The 23,827-nt window shown below is 72.2% G+C and carries 25 protein-coding genes and 1 tRNA gene; 19 read left to right on the forward strand and 7 right to left on the reverse strand.

Going from position 1 to position 23,827, the window contains the following annotated elements:
* Window positions 1-8: 8 nt before the first annotated feature.
* The 4 genes from ACIQFY_RS05280 to pheA all read left to right on the forward strand — a co-directional run bounded on the left by ACIQFY_RS05280 (window position 9) and on the right by pheA (window position 4,024).
* Window positions 9-1,469 (forward strand): molybdopterin-dependent oxidoreductase, encoded by a 1,461-nt coding sequence (locus ACIQFY_RS05280; RefSeq protein WP_400338610.1) that lies wholly within the window; start codon window positions 9-11, stop codon window positions 1,467-1,469.
* Window positions 1,466-1,921: a hypothetical protein gene (locus ACIQFY_RS05285; RefSeq protein ID WP_251154483.1), complete on the forward strand. Its 456-nt coding sequence runs from the start codon at window positions 1,466-1,468 to the stop codon at window positions 1,919-1,921. Before ACIQFY_RS05280 ends, ACIQFY_RS05285 begins: the two co-directional genes overlap by 4 nt.
* Window positions 1,922-1,930: 9 nt before the next feature.
* Entirely contained in the window at window positions 1,931-2,956 is a 1,026-nt protein-coding gene (locus ACIQFY_RS05290) for a GNAT family N-acetyltransferase (RefSeq protein WP_400338612.1), read from the forward strand.
* A gap of 105 nt (window positions 2,957-3,061) precedes the next feature.
* Entirely contained in the window at window positions 3,062-4,024 is a 963-nt protein-coding gene (pheA, locus tag ACIQFY_RS05295; protein WP_400338614.1) for a prephenate dehydratase, read from the forward strand.
* A 266-nt stretch (window positions 4,025-4,290) separates the two neighbouring features.
* On the opposite strand, the gene ACIQFY_RS05300 is transcribed toward pheA, so the two are convergent.
* Together ACIQFY_RS05300 and ACIQFY_RS05305 are read right to left on the reverse strand one after the other, a co-directional pair.
* Window positions 4,291-5,373 carry a diacylglycerol kinase family protein gene (locus ACIQFY_RS05300; protein WP_326496926.1) on the reverse strand — a complete coding sequence of 361 codons (1,083 nt, stop codon included), beginning with the start codon at window positions 5,371-5,373 and terminating at the stop codon, window positions 4,291-4,293.
* 163 nt (window positions 5,374-5,536) lie between these two features.
* Window positions 5,537-5,902 carry a VOC family protein gene (locus tag ACIQFY_RS05305; protein ID WP_066655875.1) on the reverse strand — a complete coding sequence of 122 codons (366 nt, stop codon included), beginning with the start codon at window positions 5,900-5,902 and terminating at the stop codon, window positions 5,537-5,539.
* A 60-nt stretch (window positions 5,903-5,962) separates the two neighbouring features.
* Between ACIQFY_RS05305 and ACIQFY_RS05310 the strand changes: the two genes are divergently transcribed.
* From ACIQFY_RS05310 to ACIQFY_RS05330, 5 genes are all read left to right on the forward strand, one after another.
* A complete protein-coding gene (locus tag ACIQFY_RS05310; protein WP_400338616.1) occupies window positions 5,963-6,424 on the forward strand; it encodes a MarR family winged helix-turn-helix transcriptional regulator in 462 nt (153 codons plus the stop codon).
* A gap of 74 nt (window positions 6,425-6,498) precedes the next feature.
* The gene (gene serS / locus ACIQFY_RS05315) at window positions 6,499-7,764 is read left to right on the forward strand and encodes a serine--tRNA ligase (protein ID WP_326496929.1); all 1,266 of its coding nucleotides are present in this window, start codon (window positions 6,499-6,501) and stop codon (window positions 7,762-7,764) included.
* Window positions 7,761-8,693, forward strand: a complete 933-nt coding sequence (locus ACIQFY_RS05320; protein WP_326496930.1) for an HAD-IIB family hydrolase — start codon at window positions 7,761-7,763, stop codon at window positions 8,691-8,693. The genes serS and ACIQFY_RS05320 overlap by 4 nt, the downstream gene beginning before the upstream one ends.
* A 62-nt stretch (window positions 8,694-8,755) precedes the next feature.
* A tRNA-Ser gene (locus ACIQFY_RS05325) sits at window positions 8,756-8,840 on the forward strand.
* Window positions 8,841-8,843: 3 nt separating this feature from the next.
* Window positions 8,844-9,371 carry a GNAT family protein gene (locus ACIQFY_RS05330; RefSeq protein ID WP_326496931.1) on the forward strand — a complete coding sequence of 176 codons (528 nt, stop codon included), beginning with the start codon at window positions 8,844-8,846 and terminating at the stop codon, window positions 9,369-9,371.
* A 658-nt stretch (window positions 9,372-10,029) separates the two neighbouring features.
* Here the strand turns inward: ACIQFY_RS05330 and ACIQFY_RS05335 are convergent.
* Window positions 10,030-10,857, reverse strand: coding sequence for a LuxR C-terminal-related transcriptional regulator (locus ACIQFY_RS05335; protein WP_066655856.1), 828 nt, complete (start codon window positions 10,855-10,857; stop codon window positions 10,030-10,032).
* A 111-nt stretch (window positions 10,858-10,968) separates the two neighbouring features.
* On the opposite strand from ACIQFY_RS05335, the gene hxlB reads away from it, so the two are divergent.
* Together hxlB and hxlA are read left to right on the forward strand one after the other, a co-directional pair.
* Window positions 10,969-11,541 carry a 6-phospho-3-hexuloisomerase gene (gene hxlB / locus ACIQFY_RS05340; RefSeq protein WP_066655854.1) on the forward strand — a complete coding sequence of 191 codons (573 nt, stop codon included), beginning with the start codon at window positions 10,969-10,971 and terminating at the stop codon, window positions 11,539-11,541.
* Window positions 11,542-11,617: 76 nt separating this feature from the next.
* Entirely contained in the window at window positions 11,618-12,256 is a 639-nt protein-coding gene (hxlA, locus tag ACIQFY_RS05345) for a 3-hexulose-6-phosphate synthase (RefSeq protein ID WP_066658574.1), read from the forward strand.
* A 58-nt stretch (window positions 12,257-12,314) separates the two neighbouring features.
* On the opposite strand, the gene ACIQFY_RS05350 is transcribed toward hxlA, so the two are convergent.
* The 3 genes from ACIQFY_RS05350 to ACIQFY_RS05360 form a co-directional block, all read right to left on the reverse strand.
* Window positions 12,315-13,709: a PepSY-associated TM helix domain-containing protein gene (locus ACIQFY_RS05350; RefSeq protein ID WP_400338620.1), complete on the reverse strand. Its 1,395-nt coding sequence runs from the start codon at window positions 13,707-13,709 to the stop codon at window positions 12,315-12,317.
* 98 nt (window positions 13,710-13,807) lie between these two features.
* Window positions 13,808-14,821, reverse strand: a complete 1,014-nt coding sequence (locus ACIQFY_RS05355; RefSeq protein WP_066655849.1) for a LacI family DNA-binding transcriptional regulator — start codon at window positions 14,819-14,821, stop codon at window positions 13,808-13,810.
* Between the two features lie 203 nt (window positions 14,822-15,024).
* Complete coding sequence (locus ACIQFY_RS05360) at window positions 15,025-16,260, reverse strand: Gfo/Idh/MocA family protein (protein ID WP_144411460.1); 1,236 nt, start codon at window positions 16,258-16,260, stop codon at window positions 15,025-15,027.
* 194 nt (window positions 16,261-16,454) lie between these two features.
* On the opposite strand from ACIQFY_RS05360, the gene ACIQFY_RS05365 reads away from it, so the two are divergent.
* From ACIQFY_RS05365 to ACIQFY_RS05385, 5 genes are all read left to right on the forward strand, one after another.
* On the forward strand, window positions 16,455-17,426 hold the full coding sequence (locus tag ACIQFY_RS05365) for a carbohydrate ABC transporter permease (protein ID WP_400338622.1): 972 nt from the start codon (window positions 16,455-16,457) through the stop codon (window positions 17,424-17,426).
* A 32-nt stretch (window positions 17,427-17,458) separates the two neighbouring features.
* Window positions 17,459-18,412, forward strand: a complete 954-nt coding sequence (locus ACIQFY_RS05370; RefSeq protein ID WP_400338624.1) for a carbohydrate ABC transporter permease — start codon at window positions 17,459-17,461, stop codon at window positions 18,410-18,412.
* A 12-nt stretch (window positions 18,413-18,424) separates the two neighbouring features.
* Window positions 18,425-19,798, forward strand: a complete 1,374-nt coding sequence (locus tag ACIQFY_RS05375) for a sugar ABC transporter substrate-binding protein (protein WP_209685600.1) — start codon at window positions 18,425-18,427, stop codon at window positions 19,796-19,798.
* A gap of 173 nt (window positions 19,799-19,971) precedes the next feature.
* The gene (locus ACIQFY_RS05380) at window positions 19,972-20,442 is read left to right on the forward strand and encodes a BLUF domain-containing protein (protein WP_066655844.1); all 471 of its coding nucleotides are present in this window, start codon (window positions 19,972-19,974) and stop codon (window positions 20,440-20,442) included.
* Between the two features lie 76 nt (window positions 20,443-20,518).
* Window positions 20,519-21,130: a ScbR family autoregulator-binding transcription factor gene (locus ACIQFY_RS05385; RefSeq protein WP_326495260.1), complete on the forward strand. Its 612-nt coding sequence runs from the start codon at window positions 20,519-20,521 to the stop codon at window positions 21,128-21,130.
* A 32-nt stretch (window positions 21,131-21,162) separates the two neighbouring features.
* Here ACIQFY_RS05385 and ACIQFY_RS05390 read toward each other — a convergent pair whose 3' ends face one another.
* Window positions 21,163-21,621 (reverse strand): BLUF domain-containing protein, encoded by a 459-nt coding sequence (locus ACIQFY_RS05390; protein WP_144411358.1) that lies wholly within the window; start codon window positions 21,619-21,621, stop codon window positions 21,163-21,165.
* 61 nt (window positions 21,622-21,682) lie between these two features.
* Here ACIQFY_RS05390 and ACIQFY_RS05395 point away from each other — a divergent pair, with 61 nt between their 5' ends.
* The 3 genes from ACIQFY_RS05395 to ACIQFY_RS05405 are packed head-to-tail and all read left to right on the forward strand — an operon-like array spanning window position 21,683 to window position 23,763.
* Complete coding sequence (locus ACIQFY_RS05395) at window positions 21,683-22,429, forward strand: MSMEG_4193 family putative phosphomutase (RefSeq protein WP_400338626.1); 747 nt, start codon at window positions 21,683-21,685, stop codon at window positions 22,427-22,429.
* A 33-nt stretch (window positions 22,430-22,462) separates the two neighbouring features.
* Window positions 22,463-22,990 carry a DUF3090 domain-containing protein gene (locus tag ACIQFY_RS05400; RefSeq protein WP_400338628.1) on the forward strand — a complete coding sequence of 176 codons (528 nt, stop codon included), beginning with the start codon at window positions 22,463-22,465 and terminating at the stop codon, window positions 22,988-22,990.
* Window positions 22,987-23,763 carry an SCO1664 family protein gene (locus ACIQFY_RS05405; RefSeq protein ID WP_400338630.1) on the forward strand — a complete coding sequence of 259 codons (777 nt, stop codon included), beginning with the start codon at window positions 22,987-22,989 and terminating at the stop codon, window positions 23,761-23,763. Before ACIQFY_RS05400 ends, ACIQFY_RS05405 begins: the two co-directional genes overlap by 4 nt.
* Window positions 23,764-23,827 lie beyond the last annotated feature (64 nt).

A 23,827-nucleotide genomic window follows, 5' to 3' on the forward strand; every position in this document is an offset into this window, starting at 1 on the left:
TACCGATCGTGCGCCGGGTCCTGCTGGACGCACGCGCGGTCATGGCGTCCCCGAACCGCAACGCCCGCTCGGCCGTCGTCTGGGGTCGCCTGCTCGGCATCGCGTTCGTCGTCTGCTTCGGGACCGGCGTCTACAGCCACCTGCTGCAGGACCCCCTGCCGTGGATGCGCTTCCCCACCCGGCCGACGCAGCTCTACCAGTTCACGCAGGGCCTGCACATCACCGCGGGCATCGCGATCATCCCGCTGCTGCTCGCCAAGCTGAACGTCGTCATGCCCGCGCTGGCCCAGGTCCCGCCGGTGCGCGGGGTCCTGCACCTGCTCGAGCGGCTGTCGATCGCGGTGCTCGTGTCGGCGTCGATCGTGCAGGTCGGCACCGGCCTGCTGAACACGTACCAGTGGTACCCGTGGCCGTTCCCGTTCCGCCAGGTCCACTACGCCATGTCGTACCTGATCATCGGTTCGCTCGTCGTGCACATCGCGTCGAAGCTGCCCGTGATCGCGCGCTACTGGCGGGCGCGGGACGCCCACGACGCCGAAGGCCGGTTCGTCGCCGATCCGACGGTGGGCAGCGAGCTGCTGCCGGACGGCCGGGAGGCCCGCCCCGCCGTGGGTGGCCGCCCTGCGGCCGAGCAGACGGCCGGCGGCGCGTACCCCCGTGGCCTGACCGGCCGCCTGCTGCGGTGGGTGGACGGCGCGGCTGCGCCGGCTGCGCCGGCGGGCGCTGCCGAGACTCGCCCTGGCGGACAGGTTCGCGGTCTCGGGACCGCGAACACGTCCGCGGAGCCGAGTCTCGGGGACGGCGCGGGCGGGGCGGAGGCGGGTCGCGCCTCCCGGCCGGAGCACGACGACGCGCTCCCCGGACCCCGTCAGCGGATCGCCCGCCGCGGGTTCGTGGCGGGTGTGACGGCGGCGACCGTCGGCGTCGTCGCACTCACCGCGGGGCAGTCGAACCGGCTGCTCGAACCGCTCAACGTGTTCGGTGCCCGTCAGCGGCACATCGGCCCGGACGACCTCCCCGTCAACCGCACCGCTCGCGCCGCCGGGGTCCTGGCGACCGCGACCGCGGCGAACTGGACGCTGACCGTGGTCGGTCCGGACGTCACGCGGACGTTCTCGCGCGCCGAGCTCGTCGCGCTCGGCACCGCCACCGCGGACCTGCCGATCTCGTGCGTCGAGGGGTGGAGCCAGGTGGCGTCCTGGCGGGGCGTCCGGATGCGGGACCTGCTCGCGTCGGTGCAGGCCGACCCGGCGTCGCCGCTGCGGATCACGAGCCTCGAGAAGAGCGGTGGGTACCGGGTGACCGAGATGGGCCCGGAGTACGCGTCCGACCCGACGACGCTCCTCGCGCTCGAGGTGAACGGGAAGACGCTCGACCTGGACCACGGGTTCCCCGCCCGGGTCATCGCGCCGGGACGACCCGGCGTGCTGCAGACGAAGTGGATCGGGAAGATCGAGGTGATCCGATGAGGGCCGCGAGGATCGTGCTCGTCGTCGTGGGCGTGCTCGTGATGGCGTTCGGTGCGTACGTGCTCGTCACGACCGTCCGACCGAACCGCATCTGGGGCCTGGCGACGTGGCTGCTCGGCGCGGTCGTGCTGCACGACGTCGTGCTGTCGCCGTTCGTGGTCGGAGCGGGACTCCTGCTCCGTCGGACCGGCAGGACGCTCGGCGCCGGGGTGCTCGTCGTCGTGCAGACCGCGGTGGTGCTCGGGAGCGTGCTCGCCCTGGTGGTGCTCCCGGAGATCGCCGCGAAGCAGCACGGACAGAAGAACCCGACCGTGCTGCCGTTCGACTACACCGCGCGGTTGCTCGTCGTCGAGGGGCTGCTGCTCGCGGTCGTGGTGGTCGCACTCGTGGTCGGCGTCGTCCGTGCACGACGATCCCCGCGACCACTGGTTGCATCGACAACCAATGGCTAGCATGAGTGCATGACGGACGAGACGCCCTGGCTCACGCGCGACCAGCTCCGCGCGTGGATGAAGCTCGTCGCCGTCATGGAGCTCCTGCCGGCCGCACTCGACCAGCAGCTCCAGCGGGACGCCGACCTGACGCACTTCGACTACATGGTGGTCGCGATGCTGTCGGAGACCGAGTCGCGCACGCTCCGGATGTCGGCGCTCGCCGCGGCGACGAACGCGTCCCTGCCGCGCCTGTCGCACGTGGTGTCGCGGCTCGAGAAGCGCGGGCTCGTCACCCGGTGCCCCTCGGTCGACGACCGCCGGGCCACCGACGTCCGACTGACCGACGACGGGTTCGCGACCATCGTCGCGGCGGCGCCCGACCACGTCCGGACCGCCCGACGCTTCGTCATCGACGCGCTGAGCGACGAGCAGGTCCGGCAGCTCGACGGCATCACGCGGGCGCTGCTCGGGCGGCTCGACCCCGAGGGGCGGTTCGCAGCGCTGACCTACCCGCGGTCCGACGGCGAGGTGCTGTGCGAGGAGCGTCTGACGGGTGCATCGCCTTCTGCACCGGCGGACGTGCTCTTCCGGGACGCGACTGCGGACGACACCGGGCTGCTCCGGCACGCGACGCTCGCGGCGATGAACTGGAAGGCCCCGTCCTTCGCGGACGCCGACCTCGACCGCCCCGAGTTCGCGCACTACTTCGTCGGTTTCGACCCCGCCCGCGACCACGGCGTCGTGGCGGTGGACGGCGAGGGACCGGTCGGGGTGGCCTGGGCGCGGTTCCTGCCGGCGGACGACCCCGGGTACGGGTTCGTGGCCGAGGACGTCCCGGAGCTCACGATGGCCGTCGAGGCACGCGGGCGGGGTCGGGGGATCGGCACGGCGCTGCTCGCGCGGTTGCTCGACGCCGGCCGGGCCGCGGGCTGGCCGGGTGTCAGCCTGAGCGTCGAGGACGGCAACACCGGGGCGCGGATCACGTACGAGCGGGCCGGGTTCCGGACGGTCGGGCGGAACGGCGACTCGGACACGATGCTCGTCCGGTCCTGACGTCCGGGCCGTCGCCCTGGTCGGTCTGGTCGGTCTGGTCGGTCTGGTCGGTCTGCTCGGTCTGCTCGCGTCGCGGGTGACTGGTACACCAGTAGGATCTGGCGCATGACCGACCGTGCCACGCCGTCCGACACGTACTCCTACCTCGGACCCGCCGGCACGTTCACCGAGGCGGCACTCAAGCTCGTCGAGGCCGCCGCCGGCAAGCCGTGGCGCAGCGTGAACAACGTCGGCGAGGCGCTCGACGACGTCGTGACGGGACGGTCGGTCGGAGCGGTGATCGCGATCGAGAACAGCGTCGACGGCGGCGTCAGCGCCACGCAGGACGCCCTGGCGCGGATCCCCGGCGTGCGGATCGTGGGCGAGTACCTCGTGCCCGTCGACTTCGTGCTCGTGGCCCGGCACGGCACCGCCCTGTCGGACGTGCGGACCGTGAACGCGCACCCGGTCGCGTACGCGCAGACGCACCGCTGGCTCGAGACCAACCTGCGCGGCCACGGCCACATGCCGGCGTCGTCGAACGTCGCCGCCGCGACCGCGCTGCTCGACGAGCACCCCGTCGCCGACGCCGCCGTGGCCCCGCCGGGGATCACCGACCACCACGACCTGGCGGTGCTCGCGTCGTCCATCGGCGACAACGCCTCGGCGGTCACCCGCTTCGTGCTCGTGTCACGCACGCTCGCGATCCCGGAGCGCACGGGAGCGGACAAGACGAGCGTCATCGTCGAGCTGCCGAGCGAGCACCCCGGCGCCCTGGTCGACATGCTCGAGCAGTTCGCGACGCGGGGCATCAACATGGGGCTGCTGTCCTCGCGGCCGATCGGCGACGAGCTCGGGCGCTACCGGTTCGTCATCGACCTCGACGGACACGTGCACGACGAGCGGGTCGCCGACGCCCTGCTCGGCCTGCGCCGGTTCAGCCCCCGCGTGACGTTCCTCGGGTCGTACCCGCGCGCCGACGGCTTCCGCCCGGAGGTCTCCGCGCGCTACTCGGACGAGGCGTTCGTCGAGGCACGGGACTGGCTCCGCGCGATCGTCTCCGGCGAGCCCGAGCCCGAGGCCGGCTGAGCCCTGACCGAGCCTGGCTGAGCCTGAGCCTGAGCCCGAGCCTGGCCGAGCCCGAGCCCGAGCCCGAGCCCGAGCCCGAGCCCGAGCCTGGCCGAGCCCGAGCCCGAGCCCGAGCCCGGCGGAGCGGCCGGTCCGGCAGTGGCGCGACGTGCCGCCGAACAACCGGAGGCACGTCGCACCACGCTCTTCGGTGGTTCGACGTCCCTCCGGTTGTGCCGGCCGCTCTCCGTCCCAGCAGGCGCACGCCCGCCGGACGGGGGCCCGCGTCAGCTGTGGGCGTTCTCGACCCGGCGCGTGTTGCGGGTCTGGTCCTGCGGTCCGGCGACGCGCACCCGCAGCCCACCGGTGTCGATGCGCGCCTTGAACGCCACGACCTCGCCGACCGGGTCGCCGTCGATCTCGAACTCGTCCGGACGCTCGAGCCGCGCCACGAAGTCCTGACCGCGGATGTAGCGCAGCGGTCGTTCCTCGCGCGCGGCGGTGGCGATGCGCTTGCCGACCTGGGTCTGCCCGATCTTCGAGCGGCGGAACGAGCGCAGGATCGCGTTCTCCCAGAACACCCGGGCGCCGATCCGGACCCACCCGAAGAACCCGCGGGGCCGCATCACGACGATGTCGAACACGCCGTCGTCGATCTCGGCGTCCGGCAGGAGCGTCGCGCCGGCCTGCAGCATCCCGCAGTTCCCGACGATGAGCGAGTGCGCGCGCACGGACTGGTTGCCCTCGCCGTCGAGCCGGTACCGGAACTCGAAGGCGTCCGCGTCGCGGAGCGACCGGAAGAGCGAGTCGACGTAGGCGAGCCAGCCGACCTTCTTCTTCAGGTCGTCGTTCGTGTTGGCGAGCATCCGGGCGTCGAGCCCGAGCCCGGCCATGACGACGAAGCCGAACTGCTCGCGCTCACCGCCCTCGCGCTCGACCTCGAGCTCACCGAAGTCGATCGGGCGGTCCTCGCCGCGGAAGATCGTCCGGACGCTCGCACCGAGGTCGTCGATCGGCGCCGGGATGTTCCGGGCGAGCAGGTTGCCGGTGCCGCTCGGCAGCAGGGCGAGAACGGCGTCGGACCCGTGCACGACCTCGGCCACGGCACGGACGGTGCCGTCACCGCCGGCCGCTGCGACGACGTCGGCTCCGGCGTCGAGCGCGGCCTTCGCCATGCCGCCGCCCGGGTCCTCCTCCGAGGTCTCGAACCAGAGGGTCTCGGCCCAGCCGGCTTCCTGCTCGTGCTCCGCGACGGTGCGCTTCAGGGTCTCGAGGTCCACCTTCACCGGGTTGTAGACGACCGCGGCCGTCTTCTGCTCGGTGGGGAGGGCGTCCTGGCCCGCGGGCGCGGTCTCCGATGGTGTCGACATGCTGCCGACGTTACCGACGGACGCCTGCGAGCGACCGGCTGGGTCGGCGCGCACCGCCCGCGTCGGCGGCCCGACCGGCCGTACCGGCGCTCGACCGCGCGCCTCGGCGAGCGGCCCGTCCGGGTCGGCGCGGCCAGCCGCGTCGGCGACCCGCCCGTCCGGCTCAGCGCCGGTCGTGCAGTGTGACCGGGTAGCCGTCCGGGTCCGCGAAGGTGAACGTCCGGCCGAACGGGCCGTCGAACGGCGGGGTCACGATCGTGTGCCCGTCGGCGACGAGCGCGTCGTGGATCGCCTGGACGTCGGTCGCGTGGAACCACAGTGCGACGCCGAGCGCGGGCTGCCCGGCGGACAGGTCCGTCCCGGGCACGAGGTCGCGGAGCGCGAACGCGATCGGCTCGGTCTGGAAGACCACGGCGTGCGGCGGGCCGGCGGGGGAGCGGACGAGTCCGAGGTACCGCTCGTAGAACGCCTGCGAGGCGTCGAGGTCGCGGACCTGCAGCGAGGTGAAGTCGATCCCGGTGGCGGGCATGGTGTGCTCCTTCGTCTGTGTCAGATGCCTGACACGAGCAGTATGTGTCAGAATCCTGACATGCGTCAAGCGCGGATCGACCTCGACAGCTCGGTCGGCTACGTCCTGAAGGAGGCCGCCAGTGCCCTGCGCGCCGCCATGGAGGACGCCCTCCGTCCCCTCGGCATGACGGTCACGCACTACTCGTGCCTCGAACTGCTCACCCAGCGCCCCGGCATGTCGAACTCGGACCTCGCGCGCGGCACCTTCGTCACCCGGCAGTCGATGAACACGCTCCTGCAGCAGCTCGAGCGCGACGGCATCGTCACCCGGCCGGCCACCCCGACCACGGGCAAGGTGCTCCCCACCACGCTCACCGCGGCCGGACGACGCCAACGCGAGGCGGCCAGCGCGGCGGTCCGGCAGGTCGAGCTCCGGATGACCCGGGACCTCGACGACGCGGGCCGCGCAGCGGCCTTCCGCCTGCTGCGCGGAATGGTCGCCGCCCTGCGTGACGACACGTCGGGTGCCGTGACCGACTGACGGACGGGAGGCCCGTGACTGGGCCGCCACGGGCCTCCCGTCCGGTGGTCACACGGTCCCTCTAGGATGATCCGGTGATCGATCTCCAGCTCCTGCGCGACCACCCGGACGTCATCAAGGCCTCGCAGGAGGCGCGCGGCGCCTCCGTGTCCGTCGTCGACGACGCGGTCGCCGCGGACACCGCCCGGCGCAGCGCGATCACCGCGTTCGAGGCCCTCCGTGCGGAGCAGAACGCCTTCGGCAAGACCGTCGCGAAGGCCCCGAAGGACGAGAAGGCCGCCCTCGTGCAGCAGGCGCAGGCCCTCGCCGCGAAGGTGAAGGACGCCCAGGCCGAGGTCACCTCGGCGGAGGAGGCGTTCGACCGTGTCGTCCGCTCGATCCCGAACGTGGTGCTGCCCGACGTGCCGAAGGGCGGCGAGGACGACTTCGTCACGCTCCGCACCGTCGGCACGAAGCCCGAGTTCGCCTTCGAGCCGAAGGACCACGCCGACCTCGGCGAGCACCTCGGCATCATCGACATCCCGCGCGGCGTGAAGGTCTCCGGGTCGCGCTTCTACTTCCTGCGCGGTCTCGGCGCGCGGCTCGAGATCGCGCTCATGAACCTCGGCCTCGACCGTGCGATCGAGCACGGCTTCGAGCCGCTCATCACCCCGACGCTCGTGCGTCCGGAGACGATGGCCGGCACCGGCTTCCTCGGCGAGCACGCGGCCGAGGTCTACCGGCTCGAGGCCGACGACCTGTACCTGACCGGCACGAGCGAGGTCGCCCTCGCCGGGTTCCACGCCGACGAGATCCTCGCCTTCCCCGAGGGCGAGGGCATCCGCTACGCCGGCTGGTCGACCTGCTACCGGCGCGAGGCCGGTTCGGCGGGCAAGGACAACCGCGGCATCCTCCGCGTGCACCAGTTCAACAAGCTCGAGATGTTCGCGTACGTGCTCCCGGAGCAGGCCGAGGCGGAGCACCAGCGCCTGGTCGCGATGCAGGAGTCGATGATGCAGGACCTCGGCCTGCACTACCGCGTGATCGACGTCGCCGGCGGTGACCTCGGCACGAGCGCCGCACGCAAGTACGACATCGAGGCGTGGGTCCCGACGCAGGGCACCTTCCGCGAGCTCACGTCGACCTCGAACTGCACGACGTTCCAGGCCCGTCGCCTCGACACCCGCTACCGCACGTCGACCGGGAAGACGGCGCCGGTCGCCACGCTGAACGGCACGCTCGCGACCACCCGCTGGATCGTCGCGATCCTCGAGACCCACCAGCAGGCCGACGGGTCGGTGGTCGTGCCCGAGGTGCTGCGGCCGTACCTGGGCGGCGTCGAGGTCATCGAGCCCCGATGAGCGCGCACGAGCGGTTCGTCGACGGGTCGGCGCAGGGCGGCGGCTCCGGCGCCGGTGCGTCCGGCTCGGGCTCGGTCGCTGCCGGCGGCGCTGTCGCTGGTGCTGCCGGCGGTGCTGCCGCGTCTCCGCGGACGAAGCGCTGGCTCGTCGCGCTCGACGTGGACGGCACGACGATGCGCGAGGACGGTGTCATCACGGACACGGTGATCGACGCCGTCCGCGACGCCGAGGCCGCCGGGCACGAGGTCATGCTCTCCACCGGACGCAGCGAGGGCATGACGATCCCGCTGCTCGAACGCCTGGGCCTGCGCTCGAAGTACGTCGTGTGCGCCAACGGCGCGCTGACCCTCGCCCGCCAGGACGACGGGTCCTACCGCCGGGTCCACGTCGAGCGCTTCGACCCGACCGAGGTCCTGCAGGTCATCCACGGTGCCCTCGCGAACGCGGCGTTCGGCGTCGAGGACGAGACCGGCCACTTCCTGCTCTCCGGCAACTTCCCCGACGACACGATGACCGTCGCCGGCGAGCACGTGCCGTTCGAGCAGCTGCTCGGGACCGAGGCCACCCGCGTCGTCGTCATCTCGCCGGGACACGACACCGAGGACTTCCTGCAGGTCGTCGAGCGCATGGGGCTGCAGAAGGTGTCGTACTCGGTCGGCTGGACGTCCTGGCTCGACATCGCTCCCGAGGGCGTGACGAAGGCCACCGCGATGGAGCGCGTCCGCGAGTGGCTCGACATCCCACGCTCCCGCGTCATGGCGGCGGGCGACGGGCGGAACGACATCGACATGCTGCGCTGGGCGTCGACCTCGGGCCGCGGAGTCGTCATGGGGCAGGCCCCGGACGACGTCGTCGACGCGGGCAACGAGCTGACCGGCGGGGTCACCGACGACGGGCTCGCCGCGGCACTCGACGCGCTGCCGCGCTGACGGACGGCAGGTTCGCTAGACTGCCCGGGACGCGATCACGTCTCGCCACGTGGTCGCGTCACGGAGGGTTGTCCGAGCGGCCGATGGAGCCTGTCTTGAAAACAGGTGGGCAGCAATGTCTCGTGGGTTCGAATCCCACACCCTCCGCACATGAGCACCGGGACCCGCCTCCGACTGATCGAGCTGTCCGATGCAGCCGAGCTCGCCGCGATCGTCCGCGCGAGCGCCGATCACCTGCGGCCGTTCGAGCCGACGCGGCCGGACAGCTACTTCACCGAGGCCGGGCAGCGCGCGACCATCGGTGTCCTGCTCGCCGCCGCGCAGAACGGCTCGGTTCCCTTCGTGATCATGGGAGATGACGACGAGTTGCTCGGACGGATCACCCTGAGCGGTGTGACCCGGGGCGCCCTGCAGTCGTGTGCGCTCGGGTACTGGGTCCGTGCCGACCGGACGCGGCAGGGGCACGCGACCCGTGCGGTCGGGCTCGCGCTGGACCACGCGTTCCGGGAGCTCGGGCTGCACCGGGTCCAGGCAGAGACCCTCCCGGAGAACACCGGCTCGCAGCGGGCGCTCGAGCGGAACGGCTTCGAGCGGTACGGGTTCGCGCCGAAGTACATCCGGATCGCCGGCGAGTGGCGCGACCACGTCATGTTCCAGGTGCTCGCGCCGGACGCCTGACGCACGGACGTCCGAGCAGTACGCGTGCGGCGCCCGCTTCCCGCTGCGCGGCGCCCGCTGCCCGCTGCCCGCTGCCCGCTGCACAACGCGGAGCACCTCGCGCCGTGGAACGACGTGGCGCGACGTGCTCCCCGTTGTGCGCGGGCGTGTCGAACCACGACCCCGATGTCGAGCCAGTGCGCGGTCGTCAGGGGGTGTACGGGGCGTCCGGCCACGGCACGACGAGCGCACCGCCGGTGAGAGCGAGCGAGCCCGACCCCGGAGCCGACCACGAGCCCGAGGACCGCGAACCGCGCCGCCGACGCCCCGCCGTGGCGAGCGAGGTGCGCGGCCATCAGCAGCAGGAGGAACCCCACCACGTGGCCGACGACGAGTCCGACGAGTCCGAGGGGGATGCCGGGGTTCGCTCCCGATCGGTCGGGGCGCGACGTGCTCCCGGTTGTGCGCGCGCACGTCGAACCACGATCCCGCCGTCGAACCACGATCCCGCCGTCAAACCACGATCCCGCCGTCGAACCACGATCCCGCCGTCGAACCACGATCCCGACGTCGAACCACGATCCCGACGTCGAACCACGATCCCGACGTCGAACCATCCCGGGTGGCTGGTTCGACGTCGGGAACGTGGTTCGACACGGAGGCGCCCCGCGCCCGCCGCTCAGGGGCGGGCGCCGAGCGCGGCGAGCTCCGCACGGGTGCGGGCACCGTGCTTCCGGAGCAGGTTCGCCACGTGGTACTTGACCGTGTTCGGACTGATCCCGAGCCCCTCGGCGATCTCCCGGTTCCCGACGCCGGTCACCACGAGCCGCAGCACGTCGCGCTCCCGTTCGGTCAGGTCGGTGTCCTCCGGCAGGTCGGCCGCGCCCGGCGCCGGGTCGAGGGGGAGCGAGATGTCCAGGGTCGAGCCCCAGCCCGGCGTGGAGTCGACGTGCATCGTGCCGTCGAGGGCGACGACCCGCTCGGCGATCGGGCGCACGGCATCGTCGTGGGTGTCGAGTGTGCCGGCTCCGTCGTCCCGGAGCTGCATGAGCAGGTTGCGCCCGTCGCAGTCCCACTGGATCCGGACGCGTCGGGCGACCCCGCCGTCGACCAGGGCGAGCACGGCCGTGCGGACGATCGCTCGTGCGCTGTGCGCGACGTCCCCGGGCAGGGCCCTGCCGGTCGTCGGCGGCTCGACGAACTGCACGTCGAGGTCACCGAACCGGACCAGCGGGCGGAGGTCGGCCCGCAGCCGTGAGAACGCCCCGGTGACGGGTTCGAGCAGGGTGCTCCGCTGCCGGTCGGTCACGGTCCGGAGCTCGACGAGTGCGGCCGAGGCGATCTCGACGGCCTCGGCACGGGCGGCGGCGTCGGACAGGCGGTTCGCGCGCAGGGCGGCGAGCACCGACTCGAGGGTCAACGCGTGACGGTCGGCCTGCTCCGCCACCGTCCGGGCGTGCTCCGACGCCGCGATCCGGCTGGCTGGTGCGTCCGGTTCCGTCTCCACGAGGACCGAACGTACTCGTCCCACCCGGACGGACGGTCCCACCCGATCGGGTGGGTGGACCGCCTGCCCGGGCAGCGGCGCGATCGACCCCGCGCGAGGAGCATCGGAGTCATGGCCACCACGACGACCGCCGACGCCCTCGGAGTGATCGGCGACGAGCTCCAGGAGCTGATCGCGACCGTCCGCCGCGCCGACCAGGCACCGTTCGCGCGTGCCCTCGACCTGCTCGCCGACGCCGAGCGTGTCTTCGTGCACGGCGCCGGACGATCCGGACTCGCGCTCCGGATGACCGCCATGCGCCTCATGCACCTCGGGCTCGACGTGCACGTCGTCGGCGAGGTCACGACGCCCGCGATCCGGCGGGGCGACCTGCTGCTCGTCGCGAGCGGCTCGGGCACCACCGGCGGCATCGTGCAGGCAGCCCGGACCGCGACCGAGGTCGGGGCGCAGGTGCTCGCCGTCAGCACGACGGACGACTCCCCGCTGTCCGAGGTCGCCGACACCACGCTCGTCCTGCCCGCCGCCACGAAGACGGACCGCTCCGGCACGGCCTCGGCGCAGTACGCGGGCGGCCTGTTCGAGCAGGGCGTCGCGCTCCTCGGGGACGCCCTGTTCCACGCGCTCTGGCAGCGCAGCGGGCACTCCGCCGACGACCTGTGGCCGCGGCACGCCAACCTCGAGTGAACCGACCGTGACGCCGCCGGTGCCACCCGAGCGCGCCACCGAGACCCCCACGAACCACCACCGGAAGGACACCACCATGCAGCTCCAGTTCGCCATGGACACCCTGACCACCGAGGCCGCCCTCGACCTCGCCGGCAAGGCTGCGCCGTACGTCGACGTCATCGAGCTCGGCACGCCGCTGATCAAGAGCGCCGGCCTCTCCGCGATCACCGCGATCAAGGAGGCGCACCCGGACAAGGTCGTCTTCGCCGACCTCAAGACGATGGACGCCGGTGAGCTCGAGGCCGACATCGCCTTCACGGCCGGTGCCGACCTCGTCACCGTGCTCGGCGTCGCGGGTGACTCCACCATCGCCGGTGCCGTGAAGGCCGCGAAGGCGCACGGCAAGGGCATCGTCGTCGACCTGATCGGCGTGCCCGACAAGGCCGCCCGCGCGAAGGAGGTCGTCGCGCTCGGTGCCGAGTTCGTCGAGATGCACGCCGGCCTCGACGAGCAGGCCGAGGAGGGCTTCACCTTCGAGACGCTGCTGCGCGACGGCGAGGCCTCGGGCGTCCCGTTCTCGGTCGCCGGCGGCATCACCACCGACACGATCGAGGCCGTGCAGGCCTCGGGCGCCCGCATCGCGGTCGCCGGCAGCGCGATCTACAGCGCCGACGACGTGGCCGCCGCCGCGTCCGCGCTCCGCGACGCGATCTCGGAGCCCGCCTCCGCCTGATCCGGACCACCTGACGGACGGGAGGCCCGTGGCGACACCGCCACGGGCCTCCCGTCCGTCACCGGGCGCGGCGACGGAACGTCGTGACCAGTGCGTCGACCAGCAGGAACCCGAGCAGGGTCACCCCGACGACGGGCAGCAGCAGCGCGAGGCCGACGGCGGCGACGACGACCGCGGTGGTGCCCCACCACGGAGCCCTGGCCAGCGCACCCGCGGCGGGCGCGCGACCCGCACGCGCGCCGGTGGGACGCCGCTGCCACCACATGAGGTAGCCGAACACGACCATCGCCGCGATCCCGAGCGCCGCGAGCAGCAGCACGACCTGGTTCGCCAGGCCGAACAGCGCGCCCATGTGCGTGTTGATGCCGAGCTTGGCGGCCTTCGCCATGAGCGGGTAGTCGGCCCAGGTGACCCGCGACACCGCCGTCATCGTGCCCGGGTCCACCGCGACCGCGTCCATCGCGACCGGCCAGCTGAGCTTGATCTCCTCGACGGTCCACGCCGTGTCGGCGGCCGCCGGCGGACGGATCCGGACCTCGGCCGCGCGGACACCGGAGTCGCGGGCGACCGCGAGCACCTCGTCGAACTGCTCGGGCGTCGTCGTCGGGGAGCCCATCGGCATCGAGCCACCGCCGTGGTGCCCGGCGTGCTCCCCGCCCGACGTCGCCGACGAGCCGTCGAGTGCGGTGTCGACCGTCGGCGCCTGCCAGCTGAGCGTCGAGCGGAGCGCGCTGACGTTGTCGCCCGCGAAGTGCGACCAGGTGATGCCGGTGGCCGACAGGAAGAGCGCGCCGAGGAGCACCCACGCGCCCGTCGCGGCGTGCCAGGAGAACGTCCTCCGGTACCCGGTCGCACGGTTGTCCGGCAGCACGAGGTCGCGCTTCCGTCGTGCGCGCCGGAGGCGGAACGCCCAGAGGCCGATGCCGCTGAGCGACACGATGCCGAGCCACGACGCCGCGGTCTCGCTGTAGAGCCGCCCGACGTCGCCCAGGAACAGGCTGCGGTGCACGGTGCTGATCCACGTGCGGAAGGGGAGCGACCCCGACGTGCCGTACACCGGCAGGTCCCCGCGCACGGCGGCGTCGCCCGGGTCGACGAACACCGCACGGGTCTGGGACTCGAGCAGGCCCTCCTCGGTGAACATCACGCGCGTGGTGGTGCCGGGCGTGGGGGCCGGGCGGACCTCGGCGACGGTGTCGTCCGGGTGGTGGCGGGCCACGTAGCGCTCCGCGGCTGCGACCTGGTCGGCGAGGGGGAGCGCAGGCGCGGACGACGGCGCCGTGAGCTCCTGCCGGTACACGCCCTGCTCGACGGTCGGTGCGACGGCGTACACGGCTCCGGAGAGCGCCGCCACCAGGACGAACGGGCCGACGAAGAGCCCGGCGGTGAAGTGCAGGCGGAGGAGGAGTTGGGCGAACCAGCCGCGGGACGGAGGCGGGGCGGTGACGGGCATCGGAGCGCAGGGTCCTGTCGGGCTGTCGGGCTGTCGGGCTGTCGGGCGGAGGTGCGGCACCGTGCCGCACGAGCGCTCACTCTACAAGACGTAGAACGTCAGCGTCGCACGTCGCAGCCGCAGCTCGCCCCGAGCACGAGTTCCGCCGGCACCAGGTCGAGGTGGTGGTCGTCGGGGTCCTCCCGCGCGAGCACCCGGTCGACCGCGGCCGCGGCCATCGCCTCGACGGGTTGCCGGACGACGGTGAGCTGAGGGTTCGTGTAGTCGGCCTCCGCCACGCCGTCGAACGAGACCACGGCGACGTCGTCCGGGGAGCGGAGCCCGAGCTCGTACAGGGCGCGCAGGAGCCCGACGGCCTGCAGGTCGGAGCTGACGAAGACGGCGCGCGGTCCGGTGCCGCCGCCGAACATCCGGAGGCCCGCCTCGTACCCGCCGGCGCGGTCGAACGAGCAGCGCACGATCGGTCCGTCCGGCAGCCCGGCCGCGCGCAGGGCCTGCATCCACCCCTGCTCGCGGAGCTCCATCGACCCGGTGTGCCCCATGACGAGCCCGATCTCCCGGTAGCCGTGGTCGACGAGGTGCTGCGTGCCCTCGCGGGCGCCGCGCAGGGCGTCGACGCCGATGCTCGCGTACTCGGGTACCTCGAAGAAGGTGTTGAGCAGCACCATCGGGATGCCGGGGTCGGTCGTCGACGACAGGTCGGGGTGCGTCATGATGCTCGTCACGATGATCCCGTCGACCTGCCGGGCGGACAGCGTGCGGAGCCGCTCCCGCTCCTGCTGGGCGTCCCCGTCGCTGTTCGCGATGAGGAGGTCGTACCCCCGGGCCGCCGCGGCGTGCGTGACGGCCACCGCGAGCTCCGACCAGAACGGGTTGTCGAGCTCGGGCACGATCAGGCCGAGCATCTTCGAGGAGCCGGTGCGGAGTGCCTGGGCGCTCGCGTTCGGGCGGTAGCCGAGCACCCGGATGGCCTCGCGGACCCGCGCTGCCGTCTCCGCGGCGACCGGGCGCGGTCCGTCGTGCACGACGTAGCTGACCACCGACGTGCTCACCCCTGCGTACCGGGCGACGTCCGCACGGGTGACCGCCCTCGGGTTGGTCGGCACGGTCACGGGATCACCTTCGTCGGTCGGTCCGTCGGCCGCTCGGGCCGACGGGAGCGGCCCGGCGCCGTCACGGGACGGGGCCGGGCCGCACTGGTCGCACGGGATGCCCGCGCGGACTCCTCGACGTCGTCGGGTGACGGTCGTCGTCGGGCGCCGTCCGGCGTCGGGTGACGACCGTGGTCGGGCGCCGTCCGTTGCCGAGCGGCGGGCTACTCGCTCGCGATCCTAGACGAGACGGTGCTGGTGGCGGGCTCGGGTGCGTCGCCGTGGTCGGGGACGGGCAGCCGCACGCCGCCCTGCAGGGCCGACCGGTGCGCGACGATGCCGGGCAGCGTGTACCGGGCGGCGACCCAGGCGTTCACCGGGGGGAGCGTCCCGTCGACGACCGCGCGGACGAAGTCGTCGACCAGGAAGTGGTGGCTGCCCTCGTGCCCGGTCGGCACCCCGTCGAACTCGGCGGGCAGGCGGTCGACGTCGTGCACGGGGGCGTAGCCGGACACGAACGCGTCCCGGAGGGCGGGGTCGACGTCGGCGAGACGCGGGTCGTCGAGCTCCATCGTCGGGCGGGTGTCGATCTGGTCGCTGACGTCGTGCACGGCCTCCTTGTCCTGCCACACGCTGACCGTCGCGAGCTGCTCGAAGCTGGCCTCGGTGCCGAAGTACCGGAAGCGGGACTCGCGGAGGTGCGACGGGTAGCCGACCCGTCGCATCTCGTTGATCCGGACCACACCGCCGTTGTCGAGCTCGAACAGGGCGGTCGCGTTCGAGAAGTCGTTGTCGAACTGGCTGACCTCCTTGTCGAAGACGCCGTCGTCGCGGTCGTCCTTGACGCCGATGCAGCTGACGCTGACCGCGTGTCCGGGGATCGCGCCGAGGACGCCACCGACCGAGTGCGTCGGGTAGAGCATGGGCGGGTAGCTCGCAGTGCGCTTCCACTGCTCGCCGCCGCTGTACTGGTAGGCGGCGTAGAAGCCGAGGTCCATGTCGTGGACGTAGTCGCCCTCGGCGTAGAACACCCGGCCGAAGGCGCCCTCGGCCACCTGCTTCCGCGCGAAGACCGTCGCCGGGTTGTAGTGGCTCGTCTCGCCCATCATGTAGGTGAGCCCCGTCTCGCGGACGGCTTCGATGATCGCGGCGATCTCGTCCTCGGTGACCGCCATCGGCACGGCGGAGTACACGTGCTTGCCGGCCCGGAGAGCGCGGACGACGAGCGGACCGTGCGTCCACCGCTGGGTGAAGATCGCGACGGCGTCGACGTCCGAGGCGAGCACGGCGTCGAAGTCCTCGAGCGTGCCGTCGAGGTGCTGGGCGGCGACGAGGTCCTCGGCGCGGCCCTCGACCACGTCGGTGACGAACACCCGGTCGACGTCCGGGTGGATCTTGAAGAGCTTGGCGAACTGGGGCGCGAACTGGCCGGCTCCGACCATTCCGATGCTGATCATCAGTGACCTTCCGAGGTGGGGGACGTGTCGCCGAGCAGGTCGCTCCGTCGCGATCGCCGCCAAGCATTGCACAGCGGTCTACACGTGACAACCCCTTGGAGCGCGCCATGAATCGGTCCTTGTGAGGCTGAGTCCCCACGTGTAGATTCCCCGCCACGGACTGCCGACGTCAGTCCACCGCAGACGAAGGAGTCGCGATGGCAACCGATAGCCCCTTGTCGTCACCCCTGGTGACGGCACCACCACGGACCGCGCGGAGTGCCGACACGGCACGTGCCCGGACCACCACACCACGCCGCCGACGACGGAACGACCTGTGGCTCGCGCTCGTGTTCATCGCCCCCGCGTCGGTCGGGTTCGCGGTGTTCCTGCTCTGGCCGACGATCCGGGGCATCTGGCTCAGCTTCACCACGTACAACCTGCTCACCCCGCCGGTGTTCACGGGCCTGCAGAACTACGAGCGCCTGGTGCAGGACTCGATCTTCTGGAACTCGATGCTCGTCACCGTCGAGTACGTCGTGCTGAACATCGGCTTCCAGACGGTCCTGGCGCTCTTCATCGCCGTCATGATGCACCGGCTCACGCAGTCGACCTTCGTCCGGGGCATCGTGCTCGCGCCCTACCTGGTGTCGAACGTCGTCGCGGCACTCATCTGGCTCTGGATCCTCGACACGCAGCTCGGCATCGGCAACGAGGTCCTGTCCGCGATCGGTGTCGGACGCATCCCGTTCCTGCAGAGCGACGTCTGGGGCATCCCCACGATCGCCTTCATCAACGTCTGGCGGAACGTCGGTTACACCGCACTGCTCATCTTCGCGGGCCTGCAGGCGCTGCCGGAGAGCGTCTACGAGGCCGGCCGCATCGACGGTGCGAGCGAGTGGAAGATGTTCTGGCGGATCACGGTCCCGCTGCTGCGCCCGATCCTGTCACTGGTGCTCATCATCACGATCATCGGCTCGTTCCAGGTGTTCGACACGGTCGCGATCACCACCCAGGGCGGCCCGGCGAACGCCACGAACGTCGTGCAGAACTACATCTACAACCTGGCCTTCGGCCGGTTCCAGTTCGGGTACGCGTCCGCCGTCTCGGTGGCACTCCTCGTCGTCCTGAGCATCATCACGATCGTCCAGTACCGACTCTCGCGCTCCGGCGAGAGCGACCTGGACTGACGGCCACCGAAGCAACCGGAAGCGAGTCGACGATGACCAGCACCCTGCCCCCGGTGGTCGAACTCACCACCACGCGCGCCCTCACCACCCGCGGCGCGAAGCCCCCGCGTCCGAAGCCGTCCGTCGGACGGGTCCTCGCCTGGACCGCGATGATCGCCGTGATCGTCGTGACCCTGTTCCCCTTCTACTGGATCCTCCGGACGGCGCTGTCGTCGAACGGCGCGATCTCCGCCGACCCCACCTCGCTGCTGCCGACCGGCTTCAGCCTGGGCGGGTTCGAGCGGGTGTTCGGCCTGCAGTCCACCGAGGAGGCCCTGGCGCAGGGCGGCTCCGGCGCGGCGATCAACTTCTGGCAGTACCTGCTCAACTCGGTCGTCACCGCGACGATGATCACGGTCGGGCAGGTGTTCTTCTCCGCCGGAGCCGCCTACGCCTTCGCCCGGCTGCGCTGGCCGGGACGCGACCGGGTGTTCGGGGTGTTCCTCGCCGGGCTCATGGTCCCCACGATCTTCACGCTCCTGCCGAACTTCACCCTGATCAAGTCGCTCGGCCTGGTCGACACCCTGCTCGGGATCGCCCTGCCCTCGATGCTGATGACCCCGTTCGCGGTGTTCTTCCTCCGGCAGTTCTTCCTCGGCATCTCCCGCGAGGTCGAGGAGGCCGCACTCATCGACGGCGCCGGGAAGGTGCGCGTGTTCTTCCGCCTCGTCCTGCCGATGGCATCGGCGCCGATCGCGACGCTGGCGGTCCTCACCTACATCACGGCGTGGAACGACTACTTCTGGCCGCTCATGGTGTCGTACACGGACAGCTCCCGCGTGCTCACGGTCGCGCTCGGGGTGTTCAAGTCGCAGACGCCGCAGTCCGGCACCGACTGGGCGGGCCTGATGGCGGCGACCCTCGTCGCCGCGCTCCCGATGATCGTGCTGTTCGGCGTCTTCGCCAAGCGCATCGTCAACTCCATCGGCTTCTCCGGGATCAAGTAGGGAACCCCGCACATGACGCACTCCATCTCCCGACGCGCACTGTTCGCGGGCGGTGCCTCGGCCCTGGCGCTCGGCGCCCTCGCCGCCTGCTCGTCCCCGAGCACGCCGGACCCCCGCAGCGGCGCGACCGGCACCGTGTCCTACTGGCTGTGGGACGCGAACCAGCTCCCCGCGTACCAGGCCGTCGCGAAGGCCTTCGAGCGTGAGAACCCCGACATCCGGATCCGCATCACCCAGCTCGGGTGGAGCGACTACTGGACCAAGCTCACCGCCGGGTTCATCGCCGGTACCGCGCCCGACGTGTTCACCGACCACCTGTCGAAGTTCCCGCAGTTCGCCGACCTCGACGTGCTCCACCGGCTCGACGAGCTCGAGGCGACGAGTGCGATCCGCGACGACGACTACCAGTCCGGCCTCGCGCAGCTCTGGAAGGGGCGCGACGGGCACCGCTACGGGTCGCCGAAGGACTGGGACACGGTCGCGATGTTCTACGACCGGAACGTGATCGCGAAGGCCGGCTACTCGGCCGAGGACCTCGCCGCGCTCGAGTGGAACCCGGACGACGGTGGGACCTTCGAACGGGCGGTCGCGCACCTGACCATCGACGGCAAGGGGCGCCGCGGGGACGAGCCCGGCTTCGACAGGTCGGACGTGGCGGTCTACGGCATCAGCGCCAACGGCAGCGGTGGCGACGGGTTCGGGCAGACGCAGTGGTCGCCGTTCACCGGGTCGATCGACTGGTCCTACACGAACCGGAACCCGTGGGGGAACGCGTTCCGCTACGACGACCCCGCGTTCCAGAAGACGATCTCCTGGTACTTCGGGCTCGCCGAGAAGGGCTACATGCCGAAGTACGGAGTGTTCTCCACGACGACCGGTCCGGACGTGCAGCTCGGGTCGAAGAAGGTCGCGCTCTCGTTCAACGGGTCGTGGATGATCGGCGCCTACGCCGACCTGCAGGGCGTCGACGTCGCCATCGCCCCGACACCGAAGGGGCCGATCGGGCACCGCGCGTCGATGTTCAACGGCCTGGGTGACTCGATCACGAAGCAGGCGCGGAACCCGGAGGCCGCGGCGAAGTGGGTCGCGTTCCTCGGCAGCGCCGCCGCGCAGGAGATCGTTGGCCGCGCGGGCATCGTCTTCCCCGCACGCCGGTCGGGCACGGACGCCGCGGTCGCCGCCTTCCGGGAGCGCGGGCTCGACGTCTCCGCCTTCACCGAGCAGGTGGCGGACGGCACGACGTTCCTGTTCCCCGTCACCCGGAACCCCGCCGACGTCCAGGCGCTCGTGCAGCCGGCGTTCGACGGCATCTACGCGAACGGCAAGCCCGTGTCGACGCTCACCGGCGTGAACGAGCAGGTCAACACGCTCCTCGCGCTGACCTGAGCCCCGCCGGCTCGAGCACGGCCACCCGCACCGGTCGTGGGGCCCCCCCCCCCCCCCCCGGGGGGGGGGGGGCCCCCCCCCCCCCCCCCGCCGCCCCCCCCCCCCCCCCCCCGGGGGGGGGGGCCCCACGACCGCATTGACCCTCCACCGGAGCAGCACACAGACTGGCGCCGATGACGCAACTCACCTCCCTCGTGTACATGTCCGTCGCCGTCGACGAGATGACCGACGACCACCTGGTCGCCATGCTCCGTGAAGCCCGCCTGCGCAACGAGGCGCTCGGTGTCTCCGGACTCCTGCTCGCCAAGGGCGGCCGCTTCATGCAGGTGCTCGAGGGCCCCTCCTGGAGCGTCGAGGACCGCTTCGCCGCGATCGAGCGCGACACCCGCCACGAGGGCGTGAAGTCGCTCTCCCGCGAGGACATCGACACCCGCCGCTTCGACGGCTGGTCGATGGCGTTCGGCAACCCGTCGGACCTCGAGGTCCGCGACGAGCCCGGCTTCAACACCTTCCTCACCGAGCGCTCCGGCCTGCCGGCCGAGCTGGCCGGCTCGCCGGCCGACTGGCTGCTCCGCTGGTTCCGCGGACGCGACCTGCAGGACGTGCCCGAGGAGCGCATGACCCTGGCCCGCCACGCCGCGTGACGACCTGACGGGACCCCCTCGGACTGGAGGCACGGTGCGGGCCCGCACCGTGCCTCCGGTCCGAGACACTGGTCACGTGGGGAAACGTGAGCAGATCTTGGTGGCCGCGGCGGAGGAGTTCGACCGGGTCGGCTTCGCCGCCACGTCGATCGCCGCCGTCGCGCGCCGCGCCGACGTGGCGCAGGGCACGCTGCACTTCCACTTCCCGACGAAGCTCGCGCTCGCCCTCGGCGTGATCGACGAGCAGAACGCGCGGACCTTCGCGGAGGTGAGCCACGACGCCGCGTCGCCGACGGCCGCCCTGATCGGGGCGTCGAAGCAGATCGCGGACCTGCTCCGCACCGACCCGATCGTGCGTGCCGGCATCCGCCTCTCGCTCGAACGCGGCGAGTTCTCCGGAGCGACGTCGTCGTTCTACGAGCAGTGGATCGGCGGCATCGTGGACGTGTTCTGCGTTGCGATCGGCAGCGGTGAGCTCGAGACCGACCTCACCCCGGAGGAGCTCGGCGGTTCGGTCGTGCCCTACTTCACCGGGGTGCAGCTGGTCGCCGAGGTGCGGAGCGGTCGCGCGGACCTCGACCCCGCGGTCGCGGTGATGTGGCGGGTGCTCCTGCAGGCGACCGCCGCGCCGGCGCACCGGGCACGCCTGCTCGGGGTGGTCGCCGACACCTTCCGCGCGGCAGACTGACCTCGTGGACCGTCGACGGGCGGAGGTCCGCGTCAGCGGTCGGTGAGCTCCCGGTCGCGGAACCACTTGAGCAGCCACGCGGCGCTCGTGCCGTCGAACTCCGGGGCGAAGTCCATCGTGCCGGACAGGAACGGGCTGAACCCGTCCTCGGTCGCCACGTCGGACTCGTCGAGCGACCGGTAGGCCATCGACCAGCCGTCGAACCGCCGGCGCTCGATGTCCTCGCGGATCAGCGACTTCACCCCGTCGTGCCGAGGATCGCGCGCGATGGCGCCGAAGCGGTCGTCGACGCTCCACGCCGGGCCCTCGAGCAGCTGCATGAACCGGCCGCCCTTCGCCACGAGCAGCCCGGAGACCCCGAGTGCCTCGTTCCGGAGCCGTGACTCGCGCAGGAGCTCGGCGAGCGCGTCGTCGTCGAAGGGCACGGCCGAGCGGCTCATGTAGACGATGGAGACGAGCACCGCACCATCTTCGTGCATGGTGCGGCGCACGCCGACCACTGTCCACCATCCGCTTCGCGTCCTGGTCGCCCTGGTGCCTAGGATCGACCGCATGGCGACCGTCCTCCTCGTCCGGCACGGACGCACCACCGCGAACGCGACCGGGGTCCTGGCGGGTCGCACCGCCGGGGTGGCACTCGACCGCGTCGGCCGCGAGCAGGCCGACCGGGCCGCCGAGCGCATCGCGCCGATCCCGCTCGCCGCGCTCGTCACGAGCCCGCTCGAGCGCTGCCGACAGACCGCACGCGTCCTGCTCGCCCGCCAGCAGGGCAGCCCCGACGTGCGGGTCGAACGGGCGATCACCGAGGCCGACTACGGCGACTGGCAGGGCCGGAAGCTCGCGGACCTCGCGAAGGAACCGCTGTGGCGCACGGTGCAGGCGAACCCGAGCGCCGTGGTGTTCCCCGGCGGCGAGTCCATGCAGACGATGCAGTCCCGTGCGGTCGCCGCGATCCGCCGGATCGACGCCGAGGTCGAGGCGCAGCACGGCCCGACGGCGGTGTGGGTCGCCGTGAGCCACGGCGACATCGTGAAGTCCGTCCTCGCCGACGCGCTCGGCATGCACCTCGACCTGTTCCAGCGCATCGCGGTCGGTCCGGCGTCCGTCTCGGTCGTCCGCTACGGGGAACACCGGCCCGAGGTCGTCGCCACCAACACCGACTCCGGCGACCTGTCCTGGCTCGCTGCGGCACCGGCCCCCTCGGGCGACGCGGCGGTCGGCGGCGGAGCAGGACACGACGGGACCGGCTCGGCGGACGGAGCGGTCGGCAGCGGTGAGCCGGGGACCGCTCGACCCTGAACGGACGGAGCCGCACGCTCCTACAATCGGGTCATGCCCACCATCGTGCACGGCTTCGACTGGCCGGAACGTCTCGTCGTCGGGACGGTCGGCCGCCCGGGTGAACGCGCCTTCTACCTGCAGGCACGCGACGGCAAGCGGGTGACCAGCGTCGCGCTCGAGAAGGAGCAGTCCGCGGTGCTCGCGGACAAGGTCGCCGAGCTCCTCGACGAGGTCGCGACCGTCGAGGACAACCGCTTCAGCGTCCCGCCGGCGGCACCGTCCGAGCTCCGGGACGCCGCGCCGCTCGACCAGCCGGTGGAACCCGAGTTCCGCGCGGGTGCACTGAGCCTGGGGTTCGACCCGGCGACGGCGCAGGTGGTCATCGAGGCGTACCCGATCGAGGACGAGCTCGAGATCGTCACCGAGACGGACGGGGACGGCGACGAGGTCGAGGCCGTCGTCGAGATGCCCGAGCCCGCCGAGGTCTTCCAGGTGAAGATCCCCGTCGGCAGCGCCCGGGCCTTCGTCGAACGCACGCGCGAGGTCGTCGCTGCCGGTCGGCGCCCCGGCGACGCATGAGCGACGACGCACACCGGTACGACGGCCCGCTGACGATCCGGGCGCGCATCCGCGAGGCGTCGAACGCCACCTTCCTCGCCGACCTCGACGGCGAGTCCGTCGTGTACAAGCCCGTCGAGGGGGAGCGTCCGCTGTGGGACTTCCCGGACGGCACGCTCGCCGGCCGGGAGGTCGCGGCACACCTGGTCTCCGAGGCCTTCGGGTGGGGCATCGTGCCGCCCACCTGGCTCGGCGACGGCCCGTTCGGCCCCGGCATGGTCCAGCGCTGGCAGGACGTCGACCCGGAGCAGGACCCCGTCGACCTGGTGCCGACCGAGGAGGCCGACGCCGAGGGCACCCCGTGGTTGCCCGTGCTCGAGGCCATCGACGAGCACGACCAGCCCGTCACGCTCGTGCACGAGGACACCGCGGCACTCCGCCGGATGGCGGTGTTCGACGTGGTGGTGAACAACGCCGACCGCAAGGGCGGGCACGTTCTCGCCATGCCGGACGGGCACCGCCACGGCGTCGACCACGGGCTGACCTTCCACGTGGACCACAAGCTCCGCACGGTCCTGTGGGGTTGGATCGGGGAGCCGCTCGACCCCGACGAGCTCGAGGGGCTCGACCGGGTGTCCGAGGCGCTCCGCGGCGACCTCGGCGTCGCACTCGCCGAGCACCTGACCCGCGGGGAGATCGACAACCTGCGGGCCCGGTGCGCCGCGCTGCGCGCGGTCGGGATGTTCCCGCCGCCGCCCGGACACGGCCCCGCCGTGCCCTGGCCCCTCTTCTGACGGACGGGAGGCGCGGTGCCAGCCGGCACCGGGGCCCACGCCGGTCGGTTCCCGGCAGACGCGC

Source organism: Curtobacterium sp. NPDC092190, from assembly GCF_044755625.1.
Lineage (GTDB): Bacteria > Actinomycetota > Actinomycetes > Actinomycetales > Microbacteriaceae > Curtobacterium.